General features: G+C 68.8%; 22 protein-coding genes. 11 read left to right on the forward strand and 11 right to left on the reverse strand.

Annotated features, from left to right (window positions below; translation table 11 throughout):
- The first annotated feature begins 8 nt into the window (after positions 1–8).
- Both HZI36_RS24395 and HZI36_RS24400 read left to right on the forward strand, forming a co-directional pair.
- Positions 9–503, forward strand: coding sequence for a hypothetical protein (locus HZI36_RS24395; RefSeq protein WP_179405245.1), 495 nt, complete (start codon positions 9–11; stop codon positions 501–503).
- Positions 500–865: a hypothetical protein gene (locus tag HZI36_RS24400; RefSeq protein ID WP_179405246.1), complete on the forward strand. Its 366-nt coding sequence runs from the start codon at positions 500–502 to the stop codon at positions 863–865. Before HZI36_RS24395 ends, HZI36_RS24400 begins: the two co-directional genes overlap by 4 nt.
- Here the strand turns inward: HZI36_RS24400 and HZI36_RS24405 are convergent.
- The 3 genes from HZI36_RS24405 to HZI36_RS24415 form a co-directional block, all read right to left on the reverse strand.
- The gene (locus HZI36_RS24405) at positions 859–2,178 is read right to left on the reverse strand and encodes a cell division protein ZipA C-terminal FtsZ-binding domain-containing protein (RefSeq protein ID WP_179405247.1); all 1,320 of its coding nucleotides are present in this window, start codon (positions 2,176–2,178) and stop codon (positions 859–861) included. The genes HZI36_RS24400 and HZI36_RS24405 overlap by 7 nt on opposite strands.
- A gap of 85 nt (positions 2,179–2,263) precedes the next feature.
- Positions 2,264–5,776, reverse strand: coding sequence for a chromosome segregation protein SMC (gene smc / locus HZI36_RS24410; RefSeq protein ID WP_179405248.1), 3,513 nt, complete (start codon positions 5,774–5,776; stop codon positions 2,264–2,266).
- Positions 5,777–5,915: 139 nt separating this feature from the next.
- The gene (locus HZI36_RS24415) at positions 5,916–6,878 is read right to left on the reverse strand and encodes a DMT family transporter (RefSeq protein WP_179405249.1); all 963 of its coding nucleotides are present in this window, start codon (positions 6,876–6,878) and stop codon (positions 5,916–5,918) included.
- 179 nt (positions 6,879–7,057) lie between these two features.
- Here HZI36_RS24415 and dapC point away from each other — a divergent pair, with 179 nt between their 5' ends.
- The 6 genes from dapC to cls all read left to right on the forward strand — a co-directional run bounded on the left by dapC (position 7,058) and on the right by cls (position 13,318).
- On the forward strand, positions 7,058–8,302 hold the full coding sequence (gene dapC / locus HZI36_RS24420) for a succinyldiaminopimelate transaminase (protein ID WP_179405250.1): 1,245 nt from the start codon (positions 7,058–7,060) through the stop codon (positions 8,300–8,302).
- A 39-nt stretch (positions 8,303–8,341) separates the two neighbouring features.
- On the forward strand, positions 8,342–9,169 hold the full coding sequence (gene dapD, locus HZI36_RS24425) for a 2,3,4,5-tetrahydropyridine-2,6-dicarboxylate N-succinyltransferase (RefSeq protein ID WP_179405251.1): 828 nt from the start codon (positions 8,342–8,344) through the stop codon (positions 9,167–9,169).
- Positions 9,169–9,537 carry an ArsC family reductase gene (locus HZI36_RS24430; protein ID WP_179405252.1) on the forward strand — a complete coding sequence of 123 codons (369 nt, stop codon included), beginning with the start codon at positions 9,169–9,171 and terminating at the stop codon, positions 9,535–9,537. The genes dapD and HZI36_RS24430 overlap by 1 nt, the downstream gene beginning before the upstream one ends.
- Before the next feature lie 116 nt (positions 9,538–9,653).
- Positions 9,654–10,793 carry a succinyl-diaminopimelate desuccinylase gene (gene dapE, locus HZI36_RS24435; protein WP_179405253.1) on the forward strand — a complete coding sequence of 380 codons (1,140 nt, stop codon included), beginning with the start codon at positions 9,654–9,656 and terminating at the stop codon, positions 10,791–10,793.
- 12 nt (positions 10,794–10,805) lie between these two features.
- Positions 10,806–11,720 carry a 50S ribosomal protein L3 N(5)-glutamine methyltransferase gene (gene prmB / locus HZI36_RS24440; RefSeq protein ID WP_179405254.1) on the forward strand — a complete coding sequence of 305 codons (915 nt, stop codon included), beginning with the start codon at positions 10,806–10,808 and terminating at the stop codon, positions 11,718–11,720.
- A gap of 158 nt (positions 11,721–11,878) precedes the next feature.
- Positions 11,879–13,318 (forward strand): cardiolipin synthase, encoded by a 1,440-nt coding sequence (gene cls, locus HZI36_RS24445; protein ID WP_179405255.1) that lies wholly within the window; start codon positions 11,879–11,881, stop codon positions 13,316–13,318.
- Between the two features lie 51 nt (positions 13,319–13,369).
- Here the strand turns inward: cls and HZI36_RS24450 are convergent, their stop codons facing one another.
- Positions 13,370–13,849 (reverse strand): glutathione peroxidase, encoded by a 480-nt coding sequence (locus tag HZI36_RS24450; protein ID WP_179405256.1) that lies wholly within the window; start codon positions 13,847–13,849, stop codon positions 13,370–13,372.
- A gap of 140 nt (positions 13,850–13,989) precedes the next feature.
- On the opposite strand from HZI36_RS24450, the gene HZI36_RS24455 reads away from it, so the two are divergent.
- Positions 13,990–15,933: an ATP-binding cassette domain-containing protein gene (locus tag HZI36_RS24455; RefSeq protein WP_179405257.1), complete on the forward strand. Its 1,944-nt coding sequence runs from the start codon at positions 13,990–13,992 to the stop codon at positions 15,931–15,933.
- Between the two features lie 73 nt (positions 15,934–16,006).
- Here the strand turns inward: HZI36_RS24455 and HZI36_RS24460 are convergent, their stop codons facing one another.
- From HZI36_RS24460 to alr, 3 genes are all read right to left on the reverse strand, one after another.
- The gene (locus HZI36_RS24460) at positions 16,007–16,291 is read right to left on the reverse strand and encodes a DUF2866 domain-containing protein (RefSeq protein ID WP_425485296.1); all 285 of its coding nucleotides are present in this window, start codon (positions 16,289–16,291) and stop codon (positions 16,007–16,009) included.
- Between the two features lie 166 nt (positions 16,292–16,457).
- Positions 16,458–17,834, reverse strand: a complete 1,377-nt coding sequence (gene radA / locus HZI36_RS24465) for a DNA repair protein RadA (RefSeq protein WP_179405259.1) — start codon at positions 17,832–17,834, stop codon at positions 16,458–16,460.
- 10 nt (positions 17,835–17,844) lie between these two features.
- Positions 17,845–18,915 (reverse strand): alanine racemase, encoded by a 1,071-nt coding sequence (gene alr, locus HZI36_RS24470; protein WP_179405260.1) that lies wholly within the window; start codon positions 18,913–18,915, stop codon positions 17,845–17,847.
- 230 nt (positions 18,916–19,145) lie between these two features.
- Here alr and lplT point away from each other — a divergent pair, with 230 nt between their 5' ends.
- Positions 19,146–20,453 (forward strand): lysophospholipid transporter LplT, encoded by a 1,308-nt coding sequence (gene lplT, locus HZI36_RS24475; RefSeq protein ID WP_179405261.1) that lies wholly within the window; start codon positions 19,146–19,148, stop codon positions 20,451–20,453.
- Between the two features lie 73 nt (positions 20,454–20,526).
- On the forward strand, positions 20,527–21,336 hold the full coding sequence (gene thiD, locus HZI36_RS24480) for a bifunctional hydroxymethylpyrimidine kinase/phosphomethylpyrimidine kinase (RefSeq protein ID WP_179405262.1): 810 nt from the start codon (positions 20,527–20,529) through the stop codon (positions 21,334–21,336).
- A gap of 187 nt (positions 21,337–21,523) precedes the next feature.
- Here the strand turns inward: thiD and HZI36_RS24485 are convergent, their stop codons facing one another.
- From HZI36_RS24485 to tsaB, 4 genes are read right to left on the reverse strand one after another with little or no spacing between them, the layout of a single operon-like run.
- On the reverse strand, positions 21,524–22,504 hold the full coding sequence (locus HZI36_RS24485) for a DUF1853 family protein (RefSeq protein ID WP_179405263.1): 981 nt from the start codon (positions 22,502–22,504) through the stop codon (positions 21,524–21,526).
- Complete coding sequence (locus HZI36_RS24490) at positions 22,501–23,595, reverse strand: uracil-DNA glycosylase (RefSeq protein WP_179405264.1); 1,095 nt, start codon at positions 23,593–23,595, stop codon at positions 22,501–22,503. The genes HZI36_RS24485 and HZI36_RS24490 overlap by 4 nt, the downstream gene beginning before the upstream one ends.
- Positions 23,582–24,079: a ribosomal protein S18-alanine N-acetyltransferase gene (gene rimI, locus HZI36_RS24495; protein ID WP_179405265.1), complete on the reverse strand. Its 498-nt coding sequence runs from the start codon at positions 24,077–24,079 to the stop codon at positions 23,582–23,584. Before rimI ends, HZI36_RS24490 begins: the two co-directional genes overlap by 14 nt.
- A complete protein-coding gene (gene tsaB / locus HZI36_RS24500; protein WP_179405266.1) occupies positions 24,076–24,831 on the reverse strand; it encodes a tRNA (adenosine(37)-N6)-threonylcarbamoyltransferase complex dimerization subunit type 1 TsaB in 756 nt (251 codons plus the stop codon). Before tsaB ends, rimI begins: the two co-directional genes overlap by 4 nt.
- Positions 24,832–24,969: the final 138 nt, after the last annotated feature.

A 24,969-nucleotide genomic window follows, 5' to 3' on the forward strand; every position in this document is an offset into this window, starting at 1 on the left:
TAACCAACATGAAGAACTATCTCGAAAACGTTCCGAGAATATTCATCATCGCCATCATCTTCACGGGCATCCAATCAATTGCTCAAAAACATTTCAGCTCAAACATCGACATCCCGATAAAGATCATGCTTGCAATAGCGGCAGTTCTACTGGAGATCGTGTTGTGCCGATATTTCAAATCAGACTACGGTTGCACCAGCTGGACGTTTTGTCACCGAGACCGGTTGGTGGCGCGCGCCAGCGCCGCTCGCACGAACAAGCTCGAAGATAACACTCTTCTCGACAAAATAAAAAGATCAGGCTCACTCAAAAATTCAATCTCTTTTATCATGACTTTATTTTTTACCATCATCACCATAATAGGAGTAAGCGTATCCATCGGAAAAATACTTAACACATCGATTTTCGGAAACACCACAGTCGGATTGATCTCGATAGTGATCGCAATCCCGCTTGCATCGCTATTTTTCAGATACTACCAATTCACAGGAAAACGCCCATGAATTGCCCTTCGATGATGAACCAGACATCTTGCAACACGGTGGACATCACGATTCCCGCTGGACTGAGCGATCTCAATTTGCTCTCGGCAGAAGAGTTGGCCGCGGTCTCAGGCGCAGGGTGGTGGAACTGGGGCGGCGCCATGTATCACGGAGCGCGAAACGCGGTCTTCGGAGGCATTGCCGGCGCGGTTGGAGCATCCCATGCTGGCCTCCCTATCGGGACGGCTGGAATCGCCGCTATGATCACCGGTGGTGTTCAGGGTGCGTTGCAAGGAGGACTGTCGCACCGATCGACAGCCGGTAAGGCAAATACGGTGTCGGCGCTCCGCTTCCAAAGCTCCGACACCGCCGCGCATCACTGACTGAACAACCGCCGCGTCACCGGCGACCCCGCCGGGATCCCCGCCTCCTCGAGCTTCGCGTACAGCTTCATCAACTGCTGCTCGATCGCGAGCAGCGCCGATTCGGGCAGCGTGCGGTGCTGATCGTCGACGACACGCGCGCCGATCCGCTCGGACAGCGACTTCGCGTAATCACACATCAGCCGGAACGGCAGGATGTCCTCTTCGGCGACCGGCACGTCGAGCACCAGCGTGATCATGTTGCCGCCCTTGTACGTGAGGTCGTCGCGCAGGAAGTTCGTGTCGCCGAACTGCAGCATGAACACCGGGTTCTGCTTCGCGTCGAGCTTCACGAAGCGCGTGCCGTCGCGCGACAGCAACAGGCCGTCCTGCGACGCGACCGCCTGCACGTAGTTCGCGGACCACGGCGCACCGTCGGACATCACGTTGATCGACAGCTGCGCGTCGCATTGCGCGGCGAAGCCGTCGAGCTCGCGCGCCATCGATACCGTCTCCATCATGTCCGGGAATTCGGGCGCGCCGTCGATCGCGTCGGCGAACTGCTGGACGCCGGTGACGAACTCCGAGAACTCGAGCTCGTTCAGCGCGCCGCTGCGGTTCGCGAGCTGCGCGGCCGCGCGCAGTTCTTCATATCTCACGCCGTTCTGCAGCAGCTCCCAGTTGCCGCCTTCCGGCTTGCCTTCGATGTGGACCGGCTTGCTGCCCGCGCGGCGCAGACGCTGCGCGGACGGCAGGATCTTGTCGCCCGCCAGCGGCCCCGCGAGCCGGATCGGCACGATGCAGTCGATGCGGCGGTCGACGATGGTCGGCGGCGCCGCGGAGATCGTCGTCGCGGCCGGCAGCACCGGCTCGATGGGCTCGCCCGGCGCGGCGGGCTCGGCTTTCGCATCCGCTTCGTCGTCGTCGGGCAAACCGATCGGCAGATCGGCCGACGTCGCCTCCGCCTGCATGTCGGCCGGCGTGTCGGCCGGCGCGACCGCGCCGAACGTCGGCTCGACGCGCGTCTCGGCGGTCGGCGCCGGCCCGCCCGAAGCGACACCCGCCGCGCCCGAAGCCGCACCCGCCGCACCCGCACCCGCCGCGCCCGACGCTTCGGCCGCGGGCACCGCCTCGCGGCGCGCCGGCTGGCGCACCGGCTCGATGAACGGCAACTCGTCGTCGCGCTCGGGGCGGTTCATCGCATCCGCCGTTTCCTGCGGCATCGGTCGCGGCATCCTGCGCCGCACCTTCGCCCCCTGCCATGCGTTGTAGACCACGACGCCACCGACCACGACCGCACCGGCGCCGATCAAACCGAGTGTCAACTCGTCCATGCACGCTCCATCAGGAATTCTTATTCATCGGGCTCGCGGGCGGGGTCGCAATGGACGCCGCGCGCCCGCGGCCATTCGTCAAACGTCAATTCTGCGCAAAACCCGCGGCGGTTTCCATGTCCACCGCGACGATCCGCGACACGCCCTGCTCCTGCATCGTCACGCCGATCAGTTGCTGCGCCATTTCCATCGCGATCTTGTTGTGCGAGATGAACAGGAACTGCGTCTTGTCGGACATCGCGCGCACGAGGTTCGCGAAGCGCTCGGTGTTCGCGTCGTCGAGCGGCGCATCGACCTCGTCGAGCAGACAGAACGGCGCCGGATTCAACTGGAACATCGCGAACACGAGCGCGGTCGCGGTCAGCGCCTTCTCGCCGCCGGACAGCAGATGGATCGTCGCGTTCTTCTTGCCCGGCGGCTGCGCCATCACCTGCACGCCGGCGTCGAGGATCTCGTCGCCCGTCATGATCAGCTTCGCCTGGCCGCCGCCGAACAGGCGCGGGAACAGATCGCTGAAGTGACGGTTCACCTCGTCGAACGTGCCCTGCAGCAGCGTGCGCGTTTCCTGGTCGATCTTGTGGATCGCGTCCTCGAGCGTCGTGATCGCGTCGTTCAGATCGGCCGACTGCGCGTCGAGGAACACCTTGCGCTCGCTCGCGGCCTTCAGCTCGTCGAGCGCCGCCATGTTCACGGGCCCGAGCGCGGTGATCGCGTTGTTGATCCGCGTGACCTCGCCCTGCAGGTACGACGGCTTCAGGTCCGACGTCAGCTTGTCGGCGAGCGCGGCCTCGTCGACGCCGGCCGCCGCGAGCTGCTCGGCGAACTGCTCGACCGCGAGGCGCGCCGCCTGCTCCTTCAACTGCAATTCGGTGATCCGGTCGCGCAGCGGCTGCTGCGCGCGCTCGGCGACAATGCGCGCCTCGTCGGACGCGCGCAGCGTCGACGTCAGATCGTCGAGCTCGACCCGCGCGGCCTGCAGCGCCTCTTCCTTCACCGCGCGGATTTCGAGCGCATCCTGCAGGCCCGTCTGCGCGGTCTGCTCGTTGATCGTCTCGAGCTCCGCGCGCGCATCCTCCAGCGAACCGGCCACGCGCTCGCGCTGCTCGTGCGCGACCTGGATGTTGCGCTTCAGCTCGTCGATCCGCGTCGCCGCATTACGCGCCGCGAAGCGCGCGTCGTTCGCCGCACGCTCGAGATCGCGCGCGTGCTGGCGCGCCTGCGTCAACGATTCGTCGAGCGCCTCGAACGCGAGCTGGTTGTCCTCGAAGCGCGCCTGCAATTCCGCGAGCTCGCCGTCGTAGCGCTCGAAGTTCGCTTCCGACTCCGCGCGCAGCGCACGCTGCTCGTCGATCTGCGCGCGGATCTCCTCGAGTTCCTCGCCGATCTGCGTGCTGCGCTGCGTATAGCGCTCGTGCGCCTGCGCGAGCTTCAGCACGTCCAGCTGCAGCGCGTGCACGCGCTGCGTCGCGCGCTCGGCCCCGCCGCGCACGTCCGCGAGCGCCTGCGACGCCTGCGTGTGCGCAGCTTCCGCGCGCACCGCGGCGGTCTTCGCTTCGTCCGCGAGCAGCGCCTGCGCGCGCACCTGGCGGGTCAGGTTCTCGATTTCCTGCTGGCGCGCGAGCATCCCGGATTGTTCGGAATCGGCCGCGTAAAGCTGCACGCCGACGCGCGTGACGACGTGGCCCGCCTTCACCACGAACGCGCCGCCGGCCGGCAACTGCGCGCGGGCCGCCAGCGCCTGCGCGAGATCGTCGGCGAGGTACACCGCGCCGAGCCAGTCGTTCAATACCGCGCGCAAGCCGGCGTCGTCGATCCGCACGAGCGACAGCAGCGCACGCAGCCCGCCCGGCGCCGCGAGCGGCTCGCCCGCGGGCGGCGGCGCGTAGAACGCGAGCTTCGCCGGCGGCGCGTCGGTCGCGAACGCCTTCACCCAGTCGAGATTCGACACTTCGAGCGCCGCGAGCCGCTCGCGCAGCACGGCCTCGAGCGCCGTCTCCCAGCCCGGCTCGACGTGCAGCTTCTTCCACAGACGCGGCAGCGCGCCGAGCTCGTGCTTGTCGAGCCACGGCTGGATCTTGCCCTCGGTCTGCACGTTGTCCTGCAGCTGCTTCTGTGCGGCGAGCCGCGCCTCGAGCTGATGGATCTGCGCGCTTTCGGCCTGCACACGCTCGTGCGCGGCGCGGCGCTCAGCGTCGATGCGCGGCAGTGCGTCCTGCGCATCGGCGACGCGCGCCTGCGCGTCCGCGAGAATTTCCTCGTGCTCGGCGAGCTGCATCCGCAGTTCCTCGAGCTGCGCCTCGTCGGGCGCGTCGAGGCCGCCCGCCTCCGACTTCAACCGTTCGTGACGCTGCTGCAACTGCTGAAGCTGCTGATCCGCGTTGCGCTGATGCGCGGCCTCGAGCTTCAGCGCCTGCTCGGTCTGCGCGATCCGCGCGCGCTCGTCGTTCAGCTTCGCCTGCGCGTCGCGCCACTGCGCTTCGAACGCGGGCAGCGCGTCGTGCTTCGCGGCGGCTTCGTCCTCGGCGATCGCGGCCTTCTCGTCGGCGACCGCGCGCGCTTCTTCCGCGTCCTCGAGATCGCCCTGCGCCTTCTCGGCCTGCGCCTGCCATTGTTCGCGCTGCGCGACGAGCGCGGCGATCTGCGCCTGCGCGCGGTTGCGCGATTCGACGATGAACTTGATCTCCGCCTCGAGCCGGCTCACTTCGGCGTTCGCCTCGTAGAGCGCGCCCTGCGCGCCCTGCATCGCGTCGCTCGCCGCGTAGTGCGCGACGCGCAGCGTCTCGAGCTGCGCCTCGACCTCGCGCAGCTTCGCGGTCTGCGCGTCGAGGTCGATCTGCGCCTGCTCGATCGCGCGCTGCTGCCTGCCCTGCTCGCCGCCCGCCTCGTTCTTGCGCAACAGCCACAGCAGACGCTGCTTCTCCTCGCCGTCGGCGACGAGCGCCTGGTATTTCGTCGCGACGACCGCCTGCGCGTCGAGCTTTTCCAGATTCGCCGCGAGCTCGCGGACGATGTCCTCGACGCGCGTCAGGTTCTCGCGCGTGTCGTGCAGCCGGTTCTCGGTCTCGCGGCGGCGCTCCTTGTACTTCGACACGCCTGCCGCTTCTTCGAGGAACACACGCAACTCTTCCGGCTTCGCCTCGATGATCCGCGCGATCATCCCCTGCCCGATGATCGCGTACGCGCGGGGCCCGAGGCCGGTGCCGAGGAAGATGTCCTGGATGTCGCGGCGCCGCGCGGGCAGGTTGTTGATGTAGTAGCTCGACGTGCCGTCGCGCGTGAGCACGCGCTTCACCGCGATCTCGCCGTACTGGCCCCACTGGCCGGCCGCGCGGCCGTCGGAGTTGTCGAAGATCAGCTCGACGCTCGCGCGGCTGCCGGGCTTGCGCGCGGTCGAGCCGTTGAAGATCACGTCCTGCATCGACTCGCCGCGCAGCTCGGACGCGCGGGACTCGCCGAGCACCCAGCGCACCGCGTCGATGATGTTGGATTTGCCGCAGCCGTTCGGGCCCACGACGCCGACGAGCTGGCCCGGAACCTGGAAATGCGTGGGATCGACGAAAGACTTGAAGCCAGCGAGTTTGATCGAGCTCAGACGCACGGCGGTATCGGATGTGAAGGTTGCGTGAAACGGACGGCGCCGCGCCGCGCGGGGCCCTCGGGCCCGTGTGCGCGGCGCGCCCCGGAATTCGAAAAACGGGGCCGTGCTGTCAAGCGTGCGGCCCCGCGAATGGGATCAATCATACCATCGCGCGTTGACGGTCCCGGTCGGTGTCCGGCCCGGGAAGCCCGTCGCCCGGCAGATCCGGCGACGGGCTCGGCCGGTGCACGCGGCTCGACAGCAGCGTCGCGAGCACGATGCACGCGCCGCCCGCCCACTCGCGCGCGCTCGGCAGCTCATGCGCGAACAGCCACGCGGACAGCGCGGTGATCACGATCTCGAACAGCATGATGACCGACGCGCGGTTCGCCGGCACGCGCGTGAGCCCGTACTGGACGAGCAGGTTGTTCGACGCGACCGTCACGCCGATCCCGACGATCAGCAGCGCCGCGACCGTCAGATCGTGCCCCGCCGGCGCGGCCGGCAGCCCCTCGAACAGCGCGGCGATCGCGCCGAACAGCGCGGAGCCGCCGAACAGCGTCGCGGTGCGCATCTCCGCGCGCATCTGCGGCAGCTCCCGGCTCGCCTTCACGACGAGCACGTTGCTCATCGCGAACGCGAGGCCTGCCGCGAGGCCCGCCCATTCGGCCGGATTCGCGGGCAGCGGCACGCCGAGCCGCGGCGACCACAGCATCAGCATCGCGCCGCCGATCGACAGCGCGGCGAGCGCGGCGCCCGCCCACGTGAGCCGCTCGCGCAGCAGGAAGTGCGCGTAGATCGCGGTCCACGCCGGGGTCAGATAGAACAGCAGCATCACGCGCAATACCTCGCCGTGGATCGTGCCCCAGACGAAGCCGAGGTTCGTGACCCCCGCCGTCACCGCGATCCCGGGCAGCACCCAGTGCCAGCGCAGCGTCGCGATCGCGCTGCGCCGCGCGATCAGCACGAATGCGAACGCGACGGCGCTCGTCAGCGCGCTCGCCTCGGTGCCCGTGATGCCGAGCGACGACAGTATCCGCAGCGGATACCAGATCAGGCCCCAGACCGACGCGCCGAACAGGATCGCGAGCGTCGGCAGGCTGCCGCGTGCACCATGACTCATTTTTCTTTCCCAGCCCTCTCGTTGTTTCTTCGTCGTCCGGCGGCCGCCGTGGACACTGCGGCGGCCGCCGTGACCGCATTCCGTCACGCTATAATCGTCGGTCGCGGCCGGCTCCGTTCCCGGTGCCGGCCGCGCCGCCACGCGGCGCCTCGCCGCTCCTTTCGCTTCAACCGGCCGCGATGGCCGTTTCGCCGCTGAATTCGCCCGTGAACCCTCGACTCGACACGCTCCAGCCCTATCCTTTCGAAAAGCTGCGCGCCCTGTTCAAGGACGTGAGCCCGCCCGCCGGCCTCAAACCGATCAGCTTCGGTATCGGTGAGCCCAAGCACGCGACGCCCGCGCTGATCCGCGAAGCCGTCGTCGCCGCGCTCGACGGCCTCGCCTCCTATCCGGCGACGGCCGGCTCGGACGCGCTGCGCACGTCGATCGCGCACTGGCTCGAGCGCCGCTACGGGCTGCCGGCGATCGATGCGGCCACGCAGGTGCTGCCGGTGTCCGGCTCGCGCGAGGCGCTGTTCGCGCTCGCGCAGACTGTGATCGACCCGACGCCGCGCGCGGACGGCAAAAAGGCGATCGTACTCTGTCCGAATCCTTTCTATCAAATCTACGAGGGCGCGGCGCTGCTCGGCGGCGCCGAGCCGTACTTCGCGAATAGCGATCCGGCCCGCAACTTCGCGTGCGACTACGCGGCCGTGCCCGACGAAGTCTGGGCGCGCACGCAGCTGCTGTACGTGTGCTCGCCGGGCAACCCGACGGGCGCGGTGCTGACGCTCGACGACTGGCGCGAGCTGTTCGCGCTGTCGGACCGGCACGGCTTCGTGATCGCGTCCGACGAATGCTATTCGGAAATCTATTTCGACGAAGCGAACCCGCCGCTCGGTGCGCTGGAAGCCGCGCACAAGCTCGGCCGCGGCTTCGAGCGGCTCGTGATGCTGTCGAGCCTGTCGAAGCGCTCGAACGTGCCGGGGATGCGCTCGGGCTTCGTCGCCGGCGACGCGGCGCTGCTCAAGCGATTCCTGCTGTACCGCACGTATCACGGCGCGGCGCTGTCGCCGGTCTGGCAGCAGGCGAGCATCGCCGCGTGGGGCGACGAGGCGCACGTGCGCGAGAACCGCGCACTCTACGCGCAGAAATTCAACACGGTGACGCCGATGCTCGCCGGCGTCGTCGACGTGAAGCTGCCCGACGCCGCGTTCTACCTGTGGGCGAACGTCGCGCGCACCGGCCTCACGGATACCGAGTTCGCCCGGCGCCTGTACGCCGACTATAATGTGACGGTTCTGCCCGGCTCGTACCTCGCGCGCGACGCGCACGGCACGAATCCGGGCCGCGATTTCGTCCGGATCGCGCTCGTCGCCGGCACCGCCGAGTGCGTCGAAGGCGCGCAGCGGATCGTCGATTTCTGCCGGGGCCTTGCCCGCTGACCGACCACCCGATCAACTCCACTTCCTGCGAAAACGAACATGTCGCAACAACTTCAGCAAATCATCGACAACGCGTGGGAAAACCGCGCCGAGCTGTCGCCGTACGCCGCGCCCCCCGAAGTCCGCGAAGCGGTCACCCACGCGATCGAGCAGCTCGACAAGGGTCAGTTGCGCGTCGCCGAGAAGATCGACGGCAACTGGGTCGTGCACCAGTGGCTGAAAAAGGCCGTGCTGCTGTCGTTCCGCCTGCAGGACAACGCGCCGATGCCCGCCGGCGGCTACTCGCAGTTCTATGACAAGGTGCCGTCGAAGTTCGCGAACTACACGGCCGAAGATTTCGCCGCGGGCGGCTTCCGCGTCGTGCCGCCGGCGATCGCGCGCCGCGGGTCGTTCATCGCGAAGAACGTCGTGCTGATGCCGTCGTACACGAACATCGGCGCGTACGTCGACGAAGGCACGATGGTCGACACGTGGGCGACGGTCGGCTCGTGCGCGCAGATCGGCAAGAACGTGCACCTGTCGGGCGGCGTCGGCATCGGCGGCGTGCTCGAGCCGCTGCAGGCGAACCCGGTCATCATCGAGGACAACTGCTTCATCGGCGCGCGCTCGGAAGTCGTCGAAGGCGTGATCGTCGAGGAAAACTCGGTGATCTCGATGGGCGTGTACCTCGGCCAGAGCACGAAGATCTACGACCGCGAAACCGGCGAAGTCAGCTACGGCCGCATCCCGGCCGGCTCGGTCGTCGTCGCGGGCAACCTGCCGTCGAAGGACGGCTCGCACAGCCTCTACTGCGCGGTGATCGTGAAGAAGGTCGACGCGAAGACCCGCGCGAAGGTCGGCCTGAACGAGCTGCTGCGAGGCGACTGATGGCGAAGGCCCGCGCCGTCGTCGTGTACGGAATCCCGAACTGCGACACCGTGAAGAAGGCCCGCGTGTGGCTCGACGAGCACGGTGTCGAGTTCGAGTTTCACGATTTCAAGAAGGCCGGCGTCAGCGCGCCGCTGATCGAGGACTGGCTGAAGGACGTCACGCTCGACGCGCTGCTGAACCGGCGCGGCACGACCTGGCGCGGTCTCCCCGACGACATGAAGGCGGCCGCCGAAACGCAGGCCGGCGCGATCGCGCTGATGTCGCACAAGCCGTCGGTCATCAAGCGTCCCGTGCTGGTCGTCAACGGCCGTGTGAAGTCGCTCGGCTTCGCCGCCGATCAGTATGCGGCGCTGTTCGCCGCTTGATTGCCGCCTGATCGCTATCTGATAAACATCGCCCGGATGCGCCGCGAGGCGCCCGAAGAACGCATCGCTGCCGGCCATCGCGCCGGCATTTTTCATCGAAAGTGGTTCGCACCGCCATGTCCGTCACCCTAGCCCTTACCGAACAGCTGATCGCGCGCGCGTCCGTGACGCCCGACGACCAGCACTGCCAGCAGATCATCGTCGAGCGCCTCGCGGCGCTCGGCTTCGAATGCGAGACGATCGCGTCGCACGGCGTGACGAACCTGTGGGCCGTCAAGCGCGGCGCCGACGGCCGCGACGGCAAGCTGCTCGCGTTCGCGGGCCACACCGACGTCGTGCCGACCGGCCCGCTCGAGCAGTGGTCATCGCCGCCGTTCATCCCCGCGCATCGCGACGGCAAGCTGTACGGCCGCGGCGCGGCCGACATGAAGACGTCGCTCGCGGGCTTCGTCGTCGCGGCCGAGGAATTCGTCGCCACGTATCCGGGCCATCGCGGCTCGATCGCGTTCCTGCTGACGAGCGACGAGGAAGGCCCCGCGACCGACGGCACCGTGAAGGTCGTCGATCTGCTCGACGCGCGCGGCGAGCGGCTCGACTACTGCATCGTCGGCGAGCCGACGTCGAGCACGGCGCTCGGCGACATGGTGAAGAACGGGCGCCGCGGCTCGATGTCCGGCGAGCTGATCGTCAAGGGTGTGCAGGGGCACATCGCGTATCCGCATCTCGCGAAGAACCCGATCCACCTGCTCGCGCCCGTGCTCGCGGAGCTCGTCGCCGAGCGCTGGGACGACGGCAACGAATACTTCCCGCCGACCACGTGGCAGGTATCGAACCTGCACGCGGGCACCGGCGCGACGAACGTGATCCCGGGCCACGTGGAGCTGCTGTTCAACTTCCGCTTCTCGACCGCGAGCACGGTCGAAGGGCTGCAGGCGCGCGTGCACGCGATTCTCGACCGGCACGGACTCGACTACGATCTGAACTGGACCGTCAGCGGCCTGCCGTTCCTGACGCCCCGCGGCGAGCTGTCGAACGCGCTCGAGGCCGCGATCCACGCGGAGACCGGACTCACGACCGAGCTGTCGACGACCGGCGGCACGTCGGACGGCCGCTTCATCGCCCGGATCTGCCCGCAGGTGATCGAGTTCGGCCCGCCGAACGGCAGCATCCACAAGATCGACGAGCACATCGACGTGCGTTTCATCGATCCGCTGAAGAACGTGTACCGCCGCGTCCTCGAACAACTGATCGCCTGACGGAGCCCAAGCATGACGACTACGCCTTTCTCGACCGTGCGCGACCTGCTGCGCTACGCGGTCACGCGCTTCACGAAAGCACAGCTTGCGTTCGGCCACGGGTCGGACAACGCATACGACGAAGCGGCCTACCTGGTGCTGCGCACGCTCGACTTGCCGCTCGACACGCTCGAACCGTTCCTCGACGCGCGTCTGTTGCCCGACGAGATCGACGCGGTGCTCAAGGTGATCGAGCGGCGCGCGACCGAGCGCGTGCCGGCCGCGTACCTGACGCACGAGGCGTGGATGCACGGCCATCGCTTCTATGTCGACGAGCGCGTGATCGTGCCGCGCTCGTTCATCGGCGAACTGCTCGACGACGGGCTGCAGCCGTACGTCGCCGATCCCGAGCAGGTCGGCGCGGTGCTCGAGCTGTGCACCGGCTCCGGGTGCCTCGCGATCCTCGCGGCGAGCGCGTTTCCGAACGCGGAGATCGACGCGGTCGATCTGTCCGAGAAGGCGCTCGAAGTCGCCGCGATCAACGTGCGCGACTACGGGCTCGAGGACCGCGTCACGCTCCACCACGGCGACCTGTACGCGCCGCTGCCGATGTTCCGCTCGACCGATCCGGGCGCGCGCTACGACGTGATCCTGACGAATCCGCCATACGTGAACAGCGCGTCGATGGCCGCGCTGCCGCCCGAATACCGCCACGAGCCGGAGATGGCGCTCGCGGGCGGCGCGGACGGGATGGACATCGTCCGCCGGATCATTAGCGAAGCGCGCAACTGGCTGCACGACGACGGCGCGCTCGTCGTCGAGATCGGCAACGAGCGCGCGAACGTCGAGGCCGCGTTCGGCGGCCTCGAGATGACGTGGCTGCCGACCAGCGCGGGCGAGGACAGCGTGTTCCTGATCCAGGCCTGGGATCTGCCGGCGAAAGTCTGAGCAGGCCGGGGCCAGGGCCGGGCCGGCCGAATCCGCGGCTGGCCGAACTCGCGCGCCGCGCCGGCCGTGCGGCACGACAATCCGCTTCGCCGCACGCTTCGGTAAGATGCGTGTAAGCGGCCGCCCGGCCGCGCGATTCGGGAGGCCGCTACGCACTTATGCACCTCGACTGGCTACACCTAGGCACCCTCATCCTCGTCATCCACGTGCTCGGGGTGATCGCGGCGGGCCATGCGATCCTGAACACGCGCACGTCGCAAGGCGCGATCGCATGGGCGGTGTCGCTCGCCGCGATGCCGTATCTGACGCTGATCCCGTATCTGTTCCTCGGCCGCAGCAGGTTCTCCGGCTACGTGAACGCGCGCCGCCACGAAGCCGAGACGCTGCGCACGCAAACCCGACCCGCCCCGTGGGACGCGGCGCGCTCGACCGACGGCACGCCCGCCGACGCGCTGGGCCTGCCGGCCGTGCGCTCGCTGACGCGGCTCGGCGACATGCCGTTCCTGCGCGGCAACGCGGTGCGCACGCTCGTGAATGGCGACGCGACGTTCGAAGCGATCCTGTCCGCGATCGACGCCGCGCGCGACTACGTGATCGTGCAGTTCTTCATCGTCCGCGACGACGCGCTCGGCGACATGCTGCGCGACGCGCTGCTCGCGCGCGCGGCCGCCGGCGTGCGCTGCTACCTGCTGTACGACAGCATCGGCAGCTTCGACCTGCCGCACAGCTACGTGAACACGCTGCGCGCGGGCGGCGTCGACGTGCATCCGTTCGCGACGAAGCGCCAGTTCGTGAACCGCTTCCAGCTCAACTTCCGCAATCACCGCAAGATCGTCGTCGTCGACGGAGTGCGCGCGTTCGTCGGCGGGCACAACGTCGGCGTCGAATATCTCGGCGCGAACCCGCGCCTGTCGCCGTGGCGCGACACGCACATCGAGGTGCGCGGCCCGGTCGTCGCGAATATCCAGTACGTGTTCGCCGAGGACTGGCACTGGGCAACGCAGACGCTGCCGCGCCTCGCGCCGCCGCCCGAGCCGCTCGCCGACGCCGACATGCACTGCCTCGCGCTACCGATGGGGCCGGCCGACAAGCAGGAAACCGGGTCGCTCTTCTTCGTCGAGGCGATCAACGCGGCGCGCACGCGCGTGTGGATCACGACACCTTACCTGGTGCCCGACGAGGCGGTGATCGCCGCGCTGAAGCTCGCGGTGATGCGCGGGGTCGACGTGCGGATCCTGATTCCGAGCCGGCGCGATCACTATGTCGTGTTCGAGGCGTCGAAGCTGTATGCGCGCGATCTGTCGGCCGCCGGCGTCAAGGTGTTCCGCTACCGGCCCGGCTTCCTGCACCAGAAGGTCGTGCTGATCGACGGCGACGCGGCTGCGATCGGCAGTGCGAACCTCGACAACCGCTCGTTCCGGCTCAATTTCGAGATCATGGTGCTGACCGTCGATCGCGCATTCGCGGCCGAGGTCGAGGCGATGCTCGCGGCCGACTTCGCGCAGGCGTACGAGGTCGACGAACGCGAGTACCGGCGCTCGCCCGCGTGGCGGCGCGTCGCGATGCACTTCGCGCGGCTGTTCGCGCCGATTCTGTAGCGCCGGCCGTCGCGCGCCGCCGCTGAGGCGCCCGCCGCCCGGCCCGGATCGTCAGAGCAGCTTCTCGACGTCGGCGGCGATCTCCTCCGGCCGCGTCGACGGCGCATAGCGCTTGACGACGTTGCCGTCGCGGTCGACGAGAAACTTCGTGAAATTCCACTTGATCGACTTGAGCCCGAGGATGCCGGGCGCCTCATCGGCCAGGTACTGATAGAGCGGATGCGCGCCGAAGCCGTTCACGTCGATCTTCGCGAACATCGGAAACGTGACGCCGTAGTTGCGCTCGCAGAACGCGCCGATCTGCTCGGCATTGCCCGGCTCCTGCGCGCCGAACTGGTTGCACGGAAAGCCCAGCACGACGAAGCCTTGCTCCGCGAGGCGATCGTACAGCTGCTGCAGCCCCTTGTATTGCGGCGTGAACCCGCAGGCGCTCGCGGTGTTGACGATCAGCATCACCTTGCCGCGATAGGCGTCGAGCGACACCGGCTCGCCGGCCAGCGACTCGGCGCTGAACGAATAGATCTTGGACATCTGCAATTCCCCTTTTTCCCGGAAGCGGGACCGACGTGGAGTCTAGGCGAAATCGGGCGCGAGCGGGGCCTGGCCGAACGGCCGATGCCTCGCGCCGGGCACACGGCTTAGAATAGCGCTTTTGCTCCACTCCTTCCGTCGTGATCCGTTTCAACCAGTTCAGTCTCGCGCGCGGCACCAAGCCGCTCTTCGACGCCGCGTCGTTCGCGCTCAACCCCGGCGAAAAAGCCGGCCTGATCGGCGCGAACGGCGCCGGCAAATCGACGCTGTTCGCGGTGCTGCGCGGCGAGCTGCACGCCGACGCCGGCGACTTCTCGATTCCGCCGTCGTGGCAGATCGCGCACGTGTCGCAGGAGACGCCCGCGGTCGACCGCACCGCGCTCGACTACACGCTCGACGGCGACGCCGCGCTGCGCCGGATCGAGGCGCGCATCGCCGCGGCCTCGGCCGCGCATGACGGCGCCGCCGAGGCCGACGCGCACGCGGCGTTCGCGGACGCCGACGGCTACACCGCGCCCGCGCGCGCCGAGGCGCTGCTGCTCGGGCTCGGCTTCACGCTCGCGCAGACGCGCGAGCCGGTGTCGAGCTTCTCCGGCGGCTGGCGGATGCGCCTGAACCTCGCGCAGGCGCTGATGTGCCGCTCCGACCTGCTGCTGCTCGACGAACCGACGAACCACCTCGACCTCGACGCGATCGTCTGGCTCGAAGACTGGCTGCACCGCTATCCCGGCACGCTCGTCGTGATCTCGCACGACCGCGAGTTCCTCGACGCGATCTGCAACGTCACGCTGCATCTCGAGAACCGGCAGGTGAAGCGCTACGGCGGCAACTACTCGCAGTTCGAAGTGCTGCGCGCGCAGCAGCTCGCGCTGCAGCAGAGCGCGTACGAGAAGCAGCAGAAGACGGTCGAGCATCTGCAGAGCTTCATCGACCGCTTCAAGGCGAAGGCGACGAAGGCGCGGCAGGCGCAGAGCCGGATGAAGGCGCTCGAGAAGATGGAACTGATCGCGCCCGCGCACGTCGCGTCGGCGTTCACGTTCGAGTTCCGCACGCCCGACGCGGCGCCGAACCCGATGATGGTGATGGAGGACGTCCGCTGCGGCTACCGGGCGAACGGCGGCATGGACGGCGGCGCAGAGATTCCGATCGTCGAGCGCGTGTCGCTGTCGATCCAGAACGGCCAGCGCATCGGCCTGCTCGGCGCGAACGGCCAGGGCAAGTCGACGCTGATCAAGACGCTCGCCGGCACGCTCGCACCGCTCGCGGGCACGGTGCGCGAGGGCAAGGGGCTGACGATCGGCTATTTCGCGCAGCACCAGCTCGAGACGCTGCGCGAGGACGATTCGCCGCTCGCACACCTCGCCCGCCTCGCGCCCGACACGCGCGAGCAGGAGCTGCGCGACTTCCTCGGCGGCTTCAACTTCTCCGGCGAGATGGCGACGCACCCGGTCGGGCCGTTCTCCGGCGGCGAAAAGGCGCGCCTCGCGCTCGCGCTGATCATCTGGCAGAAGCCGAACCTGCTGCTGCTCGACGAGCCAACGAACCACCTCGACCTCGAAACCCGCCATGCGTTGACGATGGCGCTCGCGCAGTTCGAAGGCACGCTGATCCTCGTGTCGCACGACCGCCATCTGCTGCGCGCGACGACCGACCAGTTCATGCTGGTCGCCAAGCACCGGCTGCAGCCGTTCGACGGCGACCTCGACGACTACCGCGACTGGCTGCTCCAGCACGCGGCCGAGCAGCGCGCGGCCGCGAAGGCCGACAGTGCGGCGGCGTCATCGTCCGGGCCGGTCGTGAACCGCAAGGATCAGAAACGGCAGGAAGCCGAGCTGCGGCAGCGCCTGTCGCATCTGAAGAAGCCGCTACAGACGCGCATCGCGAAGCTCGAAAAGGAAATGGAAAAGCTGCACGCGGAGAAGGCGCGCCTCGACGCGTTCGTCGCCGATCCGGCGAGCTACGAGGCCGCGCGCAAGACCGAGCTGACCGACGCGATCCGCACGCTCGGCGACGTCAACGGCCGGCTCGAATCGATCGAAATGGAGTGGCTCGCCGCGCAGGAGGAACTCGAACAGATCGGCTGAGCAGACTGAGCGGGCGACAGACCGAGCGGGCATGTCGCCTGCTCAGTCTGCTCAGCCCGCCCACCTCGCCTGCTCAGCGCCGCGGCAGCGTCTCGCGCGGCATCTGCTCGTCGTCGTCCATCAGGTGGCGGCGCCCTTCGGTCGGCCGCCGGATCGCGGCGGCAACCTCCGCCTCGGTCACGTCCTCGGCCACCACGCGGCGCGCGATGCGCCCCTCGGCATCGACCCACTCGACGATCCGGCAGCCGCCGCCCCACGGCGGGCGAATCGGCTCCGACACGCGGCAGCCTCGCAGCTTGTATGCGCGCCCGGCGTCGGACGCCTCGAAAGACCGTTTCAACATGCTTCCCTTCCGCATCGCGATTCGACAATTCGACAGTCCGTCGAAGCATAGGGAAATGCGGTGTCCTTCGGGTTACAGCGGCCTTCAGGATATTTACAGTCCATTACGGGCCGGATGATGCACCGAATTACGCACCGGATTGCGCGCCCGATCTGGCGTACGCCGCCATTCGAGTACGCCGTCACTCGAGCTCGCGCACCCGGTCGATCGCCTGCTCGATCCGCTCGACCGCGATCACCCGGAGCCCTTCGACCGGCTGCTTCGGCGCGTTCGCCTTCGGAATCAGCGCGATCGTGAAGCCAAGCTTCGCGGCCTCGCGCAACCGCTCCTGCCCACGCGGCGATGGCCGGATTTCACCCGCGAGGCCGACCTCGCCGAACACGATCAGCCCCTTCGGCAACGGCTTGTTGCGCATCGACGAGTGGATCGAAAGCAGCACCGCGAGGTCGGCGGCCGGCTCGGCGATCTTCACGCCGCCGACCGCGTTCAGGAACACGTCCTGGTCGAAGCACGCAATCCCCGCGTGGCGGTGCAGCACCGCGAGCAGCATCGCGAGCCGGTTCTGCTCGAGCCCGACCGCGAGCCGGCGCGGATTCGGCACGTGCGCGGTGTCGACGAGCGCCTGCACCTCGACGAGCAGCGGCCGCGTGCCCTCCTGCGTGACGAGCACGCACGAGCCCGGCACGATCTGCTCGTGCTGCGACAGGAACAGCGCGGACGGATTCGCGACGCCGCGCAGGCCCCGCTCGGTCATCGCGAACACGCCGAGCTCGTTGACCGCGCCGAAGCGGTTCTTGAACGCGCGCACGAGGCGGAACGACGAATGCGTATCGCCTTCGAAGTAGAGCACGGTGTCGACGATGTGCTCGAGCACGCGCGGGCCCGCGAGGTTCCCCTCCTTCGTCACGTGGCCGACCATGATGATCGCGGTGCCGGATTGCTTCGCGATCCGCGTGAGCTGCGCCGCGCACTCGCGCACCTGCGCGACCGAACCCGGCGCGGACGTTAGCGCTTCCGAGTAAATCGTCTGGATCGAGTCGACGACCGCGATGTCGGGCCGCTCCGCGTCGATCGCCGCCTGGATCTTCTCGAGCTGGATTTCCGCGAGCAGCTTCAGCTCGGCGGCCGGCGCGCCGCCGTCGAGCAGTGCGAGCCGCTGCGCGCGCAGCGCGATCTGCGCGGCCGATTCCTCGCCGCTGATATAGAGCGCGCGCCGCTCGCTCGCGATGCCGGCGAGCGACTGCAGGAGCAGCGTCGACTTGCCGATCCCCGGATCGCCGCCGATCAGCACGACGCCGCCCGCGACGAGCCCGCCGCCGAGCACGCGGTCGAATTCGCCGATCCCGGTCGAGAAGCGCGGCACGTCGGCCGCCTCGATGTCGGACAGGCGCTGCACCGGCGCGCGCTTCGCGAGCGACTGGAAGCGGTGCGCGGACGGCGCCTGCTCGACCGATTCGACGAGCGTGTTCCAGGCCTGGCACGACGGGCACTGCCCCTGCCACTTCGGGGTCTGGCCGCCGCATTCGCTGCAGACGTAGACAGTCTTCGGTTTCGCCACGCGAGTGCCCTTATTCCGCGCGGACCGGCACGCGGGCGGCGACCGCGCACATCAATTCGTACCCGATCGTCCCGCAATGACGCGCAACGTCGTCGATCGGCAGCGCCTCGCCCCACAGCTCGACGCGCGAGCCGACGTTCGCCTGCGGGCACGGCGTCAGGTCGACCGTGATCATGTCCATCGACACCCGGCCGACGATCCGCGTGCGGATTCCGTCGACGATCACCGGCGTGCCTTCGGGCGCGACGCGCGAATAGCCGTCCGCGTAGCCGCACGCGACGACGCCGATCCGCATCGACGCATGCGCGGCAAACGCCGAGCCGTAGCCGATCGTCTGGCCCTTCCCGATCGTCTGCACGGCGATCAGCTCCGATGCGAGCGTCATCGCGGGCTTGAGGCCGGTGTCCGCGATGTCCGCGGAGCGCCCGGACGGCGACGCGCCATACAGGATGATCCCGGGGCGAACCCAGTCGAAGTGGGTTGCCGGGTGCCACAGCACGGCCGCCGAGTTCGCGAGGCTGCGCGCGCCGGCGATGTGCTCGGCACCGCGCTCGAACGCGGCCATCTGATCGGCGACGCCGCGCTCGCTGTCGGCGTCCGAGAAATGGGTCATCAACGTGATCTGGCCGATCCCCGGACACGCGCGCGCACGCTCCCACGCGGCGCGGAACTTCTCGGGCACGTAGCCGAGGCGGTTCATCCCGCTGTTCATCTTCAGCTGCACGTTGACGGGCTTCGACAGCCGCGCCATCTCGAGCATGCGCATCTGCTCGTCGTTGTGGATCGTCGTCGTGAGGCTGTAGCGGTCGATCACGTCGATGTCGGTCGACCGGAAGAAGCCTTCGAGCAGCAGGATCGGGCCGGCCCAGCCGAGCTCGCGCAGCTTCACGGCCTCGTCGAGATCGAGCAGGCCGAAGCCGTCGGTGCCGCGCAGGCCCGGGAACGTGCGCGCGAGGCCGTGCCCGTAGGCGTTCGCCTTGACGACCGCCCAGACCTTGGACTGGCCGGCGTGGCGGCGGACGACGGAGAGATTGTTCGCGAGGGCGGCGGTATGGATCGTGGCGGAAATCGGGCGCGGCATGGGCAGTGTAGGTAAAGACGCTTGCGAATCATCGGCTTACCGCGCCTTTTGAGCGCCGAAGCCGCATAGTTGTGCAACGATTCGCGGAACGATCGGGGAATCTTGCTAGTCGGATTGTCGTATTTTCGTGTTATAAAGCCGTGCGCACAACCCATTTCGAACGGAATAAGCCGATCGCCATACCCGGCGGCCTTCCCGGCCACGCCGTAGCGAGGCACGCATCGCTTCAGATGAAAAAAGGTTTTTACACCATCATGGCCGCGCAGTTTTTCTCGTCGCTGGCCGACAATGCGCTCCTCATCGCCGCCATCGCCCTGCTGAAAGACCTCCACGCTCCGAACTGGATGACCCCGCTGCTGAAGCTGTTCTTCGTACTGTCGTACGTCGTGCTCGCAGCGTTCGTCGGCGCGTTCGCCGATTCCCGTCCGAAAGGCCGCGTGATGTTCATCACGAACTCGATCAAGGTCGTCGGCTGCATCATCATGCTCGTCGGCGCGCATCCGCTGTTCGCGTACGGGATCGTCGGGTTCGGCGCCGCCGCGTATTCGCCCGCGAAGTACGGGATTCTGACCGAGCTGCTGCCCGCCGATAAGCTCGTCGCCGCGAACGGCTGGATCGAAGGCACGACCGTTGGTTCGATCATCCTCGGCACCGTGCTCGGCGGCGCGCTGATCAGCCCGCACATCGCCGAGCACGTGCTCAGGCACACGCCGCCGTCGATCAACACGCCGGCCGAGGCCGCGATGCTCGTGATCATGGCGATCTACGTGATCGCCGCGGCCTTCAACCTGCGCATCCCCGACACCGGCGCGCGCTATCCGAAGCAGCAGCACGGCCCGATGAAGCTCGTCACCGATTTCGCCGACTGCTTCCTCGCGCTGTGGCGCGACAAGCTCGGCCAGATCTCGCTCGCGGTCACGACGCTGTTCTGGGGCGCCGGCGCGACGCTGCAGTTCATCGTGCTGAAGTGGGCCGAGGTGTCGCTCGGGATGTCGCTGTCCGAAGGCGCGCTGCTGCAGGCGGTCGTCGCAGTCGGCGTCGCGGCCGGCGCGATCGCGGCCGCGGGCCGGATTCCGCTGAAGAAGTCGCTGAGCGTGCTGCCCGTCGGCATCATGATGGGGATCGCTGTGATGCTGATGGCGTTCTACACGCGCCATCTGTTTCCGTCGAACTGGGTGCTTCACGTCGCGCACATGCGCGTGCCCATCTATCTGGTGATCGCGTATCTGTTCCTGATGGTCGTCGGCGCGCTGTCCGGCTACTTCGTTGTGCCGATGAACGCGCTGCTCCAGCATCGCGGCCACGTGCTGCTGTCCGCCGGCCATTCGATCGCGGTGCAGAACTTCAACGAGAACCTGTCGGTGCTCGTGATGCTGTGCCTGTATGCGGTGCTCGTGTGGCTCGACGTACCGGTCGGCGTCGTGATCGTGCTGTTCGGCACGTTCGTGTGCCTGACGATGTGGCTCGTGATGCGCCGCCACCAGGCGAACCAGCGCCAGTTCGATTCGGTCGCGCTGATCGGCGAATCGAAGCACTGATCCCGCTTACACTGTTTCCTTCGTCCCGTTTCATTTGTCCGCGCCGACTCCCGGGAGCCGGCGCGCCGCCACCATGACGCACCCGATTCCCAACGTACTGACGATCGCCGGCTCCGATTCCGGCGGCGGCGCCGGCATCCAGGCCGACCTGAAGACGGTCTCCGCGCTCGGCGCCTACGGCGCGAGCGCGATCACCGCGCTGACCGCGCAAAACACGCGGGGCGTGACCGGCGTGCATGCGCCCGACGCCGCGTTCGTCGCCGCGCAGCTCGACGCGGTGTTCGGCGATATCCGGATCGACGCGGTGAAGATCGGCATGCTCGCGAACGCGTCGATCGTGCGCGCGGTCGCCGACGCGCTACGACGCTATGCGCCCCGCTTCGTCGTGCTCGACACCGTGATGATCTCGAAGAGCGCACACGCGCTGCTCGCGCCCGACGCGGTCGACGCGCTGCGCGGCGAGCTGCTGCCGCTCGCGAGCGTCGTCACGCCGAACCTGCCCGAGGCGGGCGCGCTGCTCGGCGTGCAGCCGGCCGAGACCGAGGACGAGATGGTCCGGCACGGCGAAGCGCTCGTGCAGGCCGGCGCGCGCGCGGTGCTGATGAAAGGCGGCCACCTGCCCGACGCTGCCGTGAGCCCCGACTGGCTCGTCGACGCGACGCGCGCGGTGCGGCTCGACGGCGTGCGCGTGCCGGTGCGCAACACGCACGGGACCGGTTGCACGCTGTCGTCGGCAATCGCCGCGCTGCTGCCGCAGTCGCCCGATCTCGAAAGCGCGGTCCGCGCCGCGAAGGCGTACCTGACCGACGCGATCGCCGCGAGCGGCCGGCTCGACGTCGGCCACGGCGTCGGCCCGGTCCATCACTTTTATCGCTGGTGGTGATAAGTCGCGTCTGCGTCGTCTCGGTGCACGCGCAACGGCACTTCGCTGCGGTTCTTGAGCGGTTCTTGAGCGGTTCTTGAGCGGTTCTTGAGCGGTTCTTGAGCGGTTCTTGAGCGGTTCTTGAGCGGGCCTTGAGTCGGCCTTGAGTCGGCGTTGAGCAGGCCGTGAGTTGGCCGTGCCCCGGGCCTCAGCTCGCCGCGAACGCGGCCGCCCGCGCTGGCCAGTCGTCCGGCACGACGAAGCCGCGCGCGGTTTCCCGCCACGCGCCGCCTTCGCCGTCCGGCCGGAACACGCCGATCAGCGCCGGCGCCTGACGCGCGGCGAGCGCCCCCGGCACGCTGGCCGCGTCGCCGAACGACTCGGGCACCGCGCCCACGCTCACACCGGCGTCGATGCGGCGCGGCGCGAGCCACGCGAGCCGCGGCAGCACCGCCCAACCGGCGTCGCGCTGCGCGGCGGCCCACGCGGGCCACTGCGCATGCGTGACCCAGAAGCCGCGCGAATGGTCGGGCGCGATCTCCGCGGCGACGCACGGCACCGGCGCATCGACCGGATAGAACAACCAGCCCTTCACGAACATCTGCGCGGCGCTCGGCGCGCCGTAGCCGAGCGACGCAAACGCGGCGCGCTCGCCGAGGCGCAATTGATGATCGATCAGCCGCGCACGCTTGCGGTCGAAGCGGTCGACGAGATTCGGCCCGACGAAGTCCGCGAGCGACGCTGGCCCAACCGGATCAGCGCCGCGCGGCGACGCGTACAGATAGCACTTGACCGCGAGCTCCCAGTGCAGCCGGCGTCCGCCGGGCGCATCGACGAGAAAATCGACTTCACCGAGCGTCTGCCCGTTGCTGCGCAGCGCCAGATTCGCGACGACGAGCCGCAGCACCGGCCCATGCGTGAGGAAGTATTCGAGCAGGCATTCGGCATAACGGCCGAGCCGCACCGGCCGCAGCCCTTCGAGCGCGTGGTGCAGCGGCGCGGGCGCCGCGTCGAGCGCGGCGAGCCATCCGAATGCGGCGTCGCGCGCCGCATCGTCGTCCCAGGGCGCGGCGAGCGGCGCGCCGGGCGCCGCGCTCAGCAGGCCCGGGCTCGCGAGCAGCCACGCGAGATCGCGGACCGCCGCGTGGCGGAGCGTGTCGACGAACGGCAGCGCGGCGCCGGCGGTCATCGTCTGGCTGCGTCGTCCGGCGGGTCCGACGCGTCGCTACCGGCCGCCTCGCTACCAGCCACCTCGCTACCAGCCACCTCGCTACCGGCCGCCGCACTACCGGCCGCCCCACGGCTGGCCGCCTCACGGAACGTATCGCGCGCGAGGCAGAGGTCGGCCCACGCCTTCGACTTGTCCTGCAGGCTGCGCAGCAGATACGCGGGGTGATAGGAGACGACGACCGGCACGCCTTCGTATTCGTGCACGCGGCCGCGCATCGACGCGATGCTCGAGTCGCTGTTCAGCAGCGTCTGCGCGGCGAAGCGGCCGAGCGCGACGATCAGCTTCGGCTTCACGAGCGCAACCTGCCGCTGCAGATACGGCGAGCAGCGCGCGACTTCGTCCGGCTCCGGATTGCGGTTGCCGGGCGGGCGGCACTTGATCACGTTCGCGATATAGACGTTCTCGCCGCGCTTCAGCGACAGCGCCTGCAGCATGTTGTCGAGCAGCTTGCCGGCCTGGCCGACGAACGGCTCGCCCTGCTTGTCCTCGTTCTCGCCGGGCGCCTCGCCGATCAGCATCCAGTCGGCGTGGCGGTCGCCAACGCCGAATACCGTGTTGGTCCGCTTCTCGCACAGGCGGCAGCGCGTGCAGTCGGCGACGCGGGCGGCGAGCGTGTCCCAGTCGAGCTCGGCGATCGATGGCGCCGCGTCGCGCGCGTCGACGAGCGGCACCGTGTCGACGCGCGGCGCAGTGTCGGCCGGCAGCGGAGCGTCGAACCATCCATAGTCGTCCTCGAGCGCGGGCTCGGATTCGGTGCGCGGGGCGCGGAGCGCGGAGGGTGCCGCGTCGGGCACTTCGCCCACTTCGCCCACTTCGCGCGCGTCGCGCACGTCGCTAGCTTCGCGCGCGTCGCTCGCCTCGCGCGGCGCAGCCGTGTCGACTTCGAGCGCCTCCGCGTCCACATTCGGGCTCGCGGCGGGCGGCGTCGCGTTTTCCGGCGCGTCGACCACGCGCGCAACCGTCGCCTCCCGATCGCCCGGAGGCCCGCCGCGCCGCACCCAGATCTGCGCGAGCCCCAGTTCCTCGAGCGCCGCTTCAGCCCACGCCATGCCCGCCTCCTTCGTCGTTGAACGTCAGACGCATCACGATCGCGTCCTCGCGGCCGCGATGCCGGGCCGGATAGTAATTCTTGCGCCGCCCGATCGTCACGAAGCCGAAGCGCTCGTAGAGCCGGATCGCGCGCGGATTCGACGGCCGCACCTCGAGCAGCATGCCGTCGAGGCGCTCCGCGCGCGCGATCCGCGTCGCCTCGCGCAGCAGCGCGAGCCCCGCGCCCGTGCATTGCGCGTGGGGCGCGACGCAGACGTTCAGCAGATGCATCTCGTCGACGACCGGCATCAGCACGCAGTAGCCCAGCAGCGCGCCCGTCACGTGGCGCAGGCACACGCCGAAGTAGCCGTTGCGCAGCGAATCCTCGAAGTTGCCGCGGCTCCACGGGAATTCGTACGCGGCGCGCTCGATCTCGACGACTTCGTCGAGATCCGCGTCCGTCATCGGCGCCAGATAGCGGTCGCTCAGCAGCACGCCGGTCATCGCGGCGCTCCCGCGCGCGCGGCGAGCCGTTCCGCCGTGGTCTGCGCGACCTTGTCGCGCACGTATTCCGGCGCCGCGCGGTCGGCCGGCACCGTGCGTCCGGCCCGATACGCGCGCAGCGCGACGTGCGCGATCGGCAGCGCGTGCGGCAGTGCGTCGGCGTCGATCGCCGCCGCCTGCGCGGCCGCCGGCAGCTTCGCGCCAAACGCGGCCGCCGCGTTGCCCGCCAGCGTGAACGGCGCATCCGGCACCCCGACCGCGCCGGGCGCGTCGAGCGCGGCCGGATGCAGCACGCGCCAGTCGCCGGCCGCGTCGTCCCACGCGTAGTCGGCCCAGTAGACCTCATCCATCCGCGCATCGAGCGCGGCGAGTACGCGCGCGGTCCGCGGCGCGCGCAGCCGCGCGTGCTCCGCGCACGCGAGCAGCGTGCCGACCGGCACGACCGGCAGCCCGCCCCCGAACGCGAGCCCCTGCGTAATGCCGGTCGCGGTGCGCAGCCCGGTGAACGAGCCGGGGCCGGCGCCGAACGCGATCGCGTCGCAGTCGGCAAGCGAGAGCCCGGATTCGTCGAACAGTTCGCGAATCGCCGGCAGCACGCGCGTGCTCGACACGGCGCCCGTCCGCTCATGGCGGACCCAGCTCTGGAGGGAAGAAACGGCGTCGGCGGCGTCGGCCGAGCGCAGCAGCGCGACCGAGCAGTATTCGGTCGACGTATCGATGGCGAGGAGTACTGTTTGCGTCATGGCCGACATTGTAATGCGACGCCCCGCCATGACGGGCGATCGGCGCCGAAGCGCGCGCACGCGCGAGCGGCCCGGCCGTTTGGAGGAATCGCTCGCCCCCGCCGCGCGGGCGCGCTTGCTAACATCGCCGCACTCGAAACCCTTGAC

Origin of the sequence: Burkholderia guangdongensis (assembly GCF_013403875.1) — a bacterium.
In the GTDB taxonomy this organism is placed as follows: domain Bacteria; phylum Pseudomonadota; class Gammaproteobacteria; order Burkholderiales; family Burkholderiaceae; genus Burkholderia; species Burkholderia guangdongensis.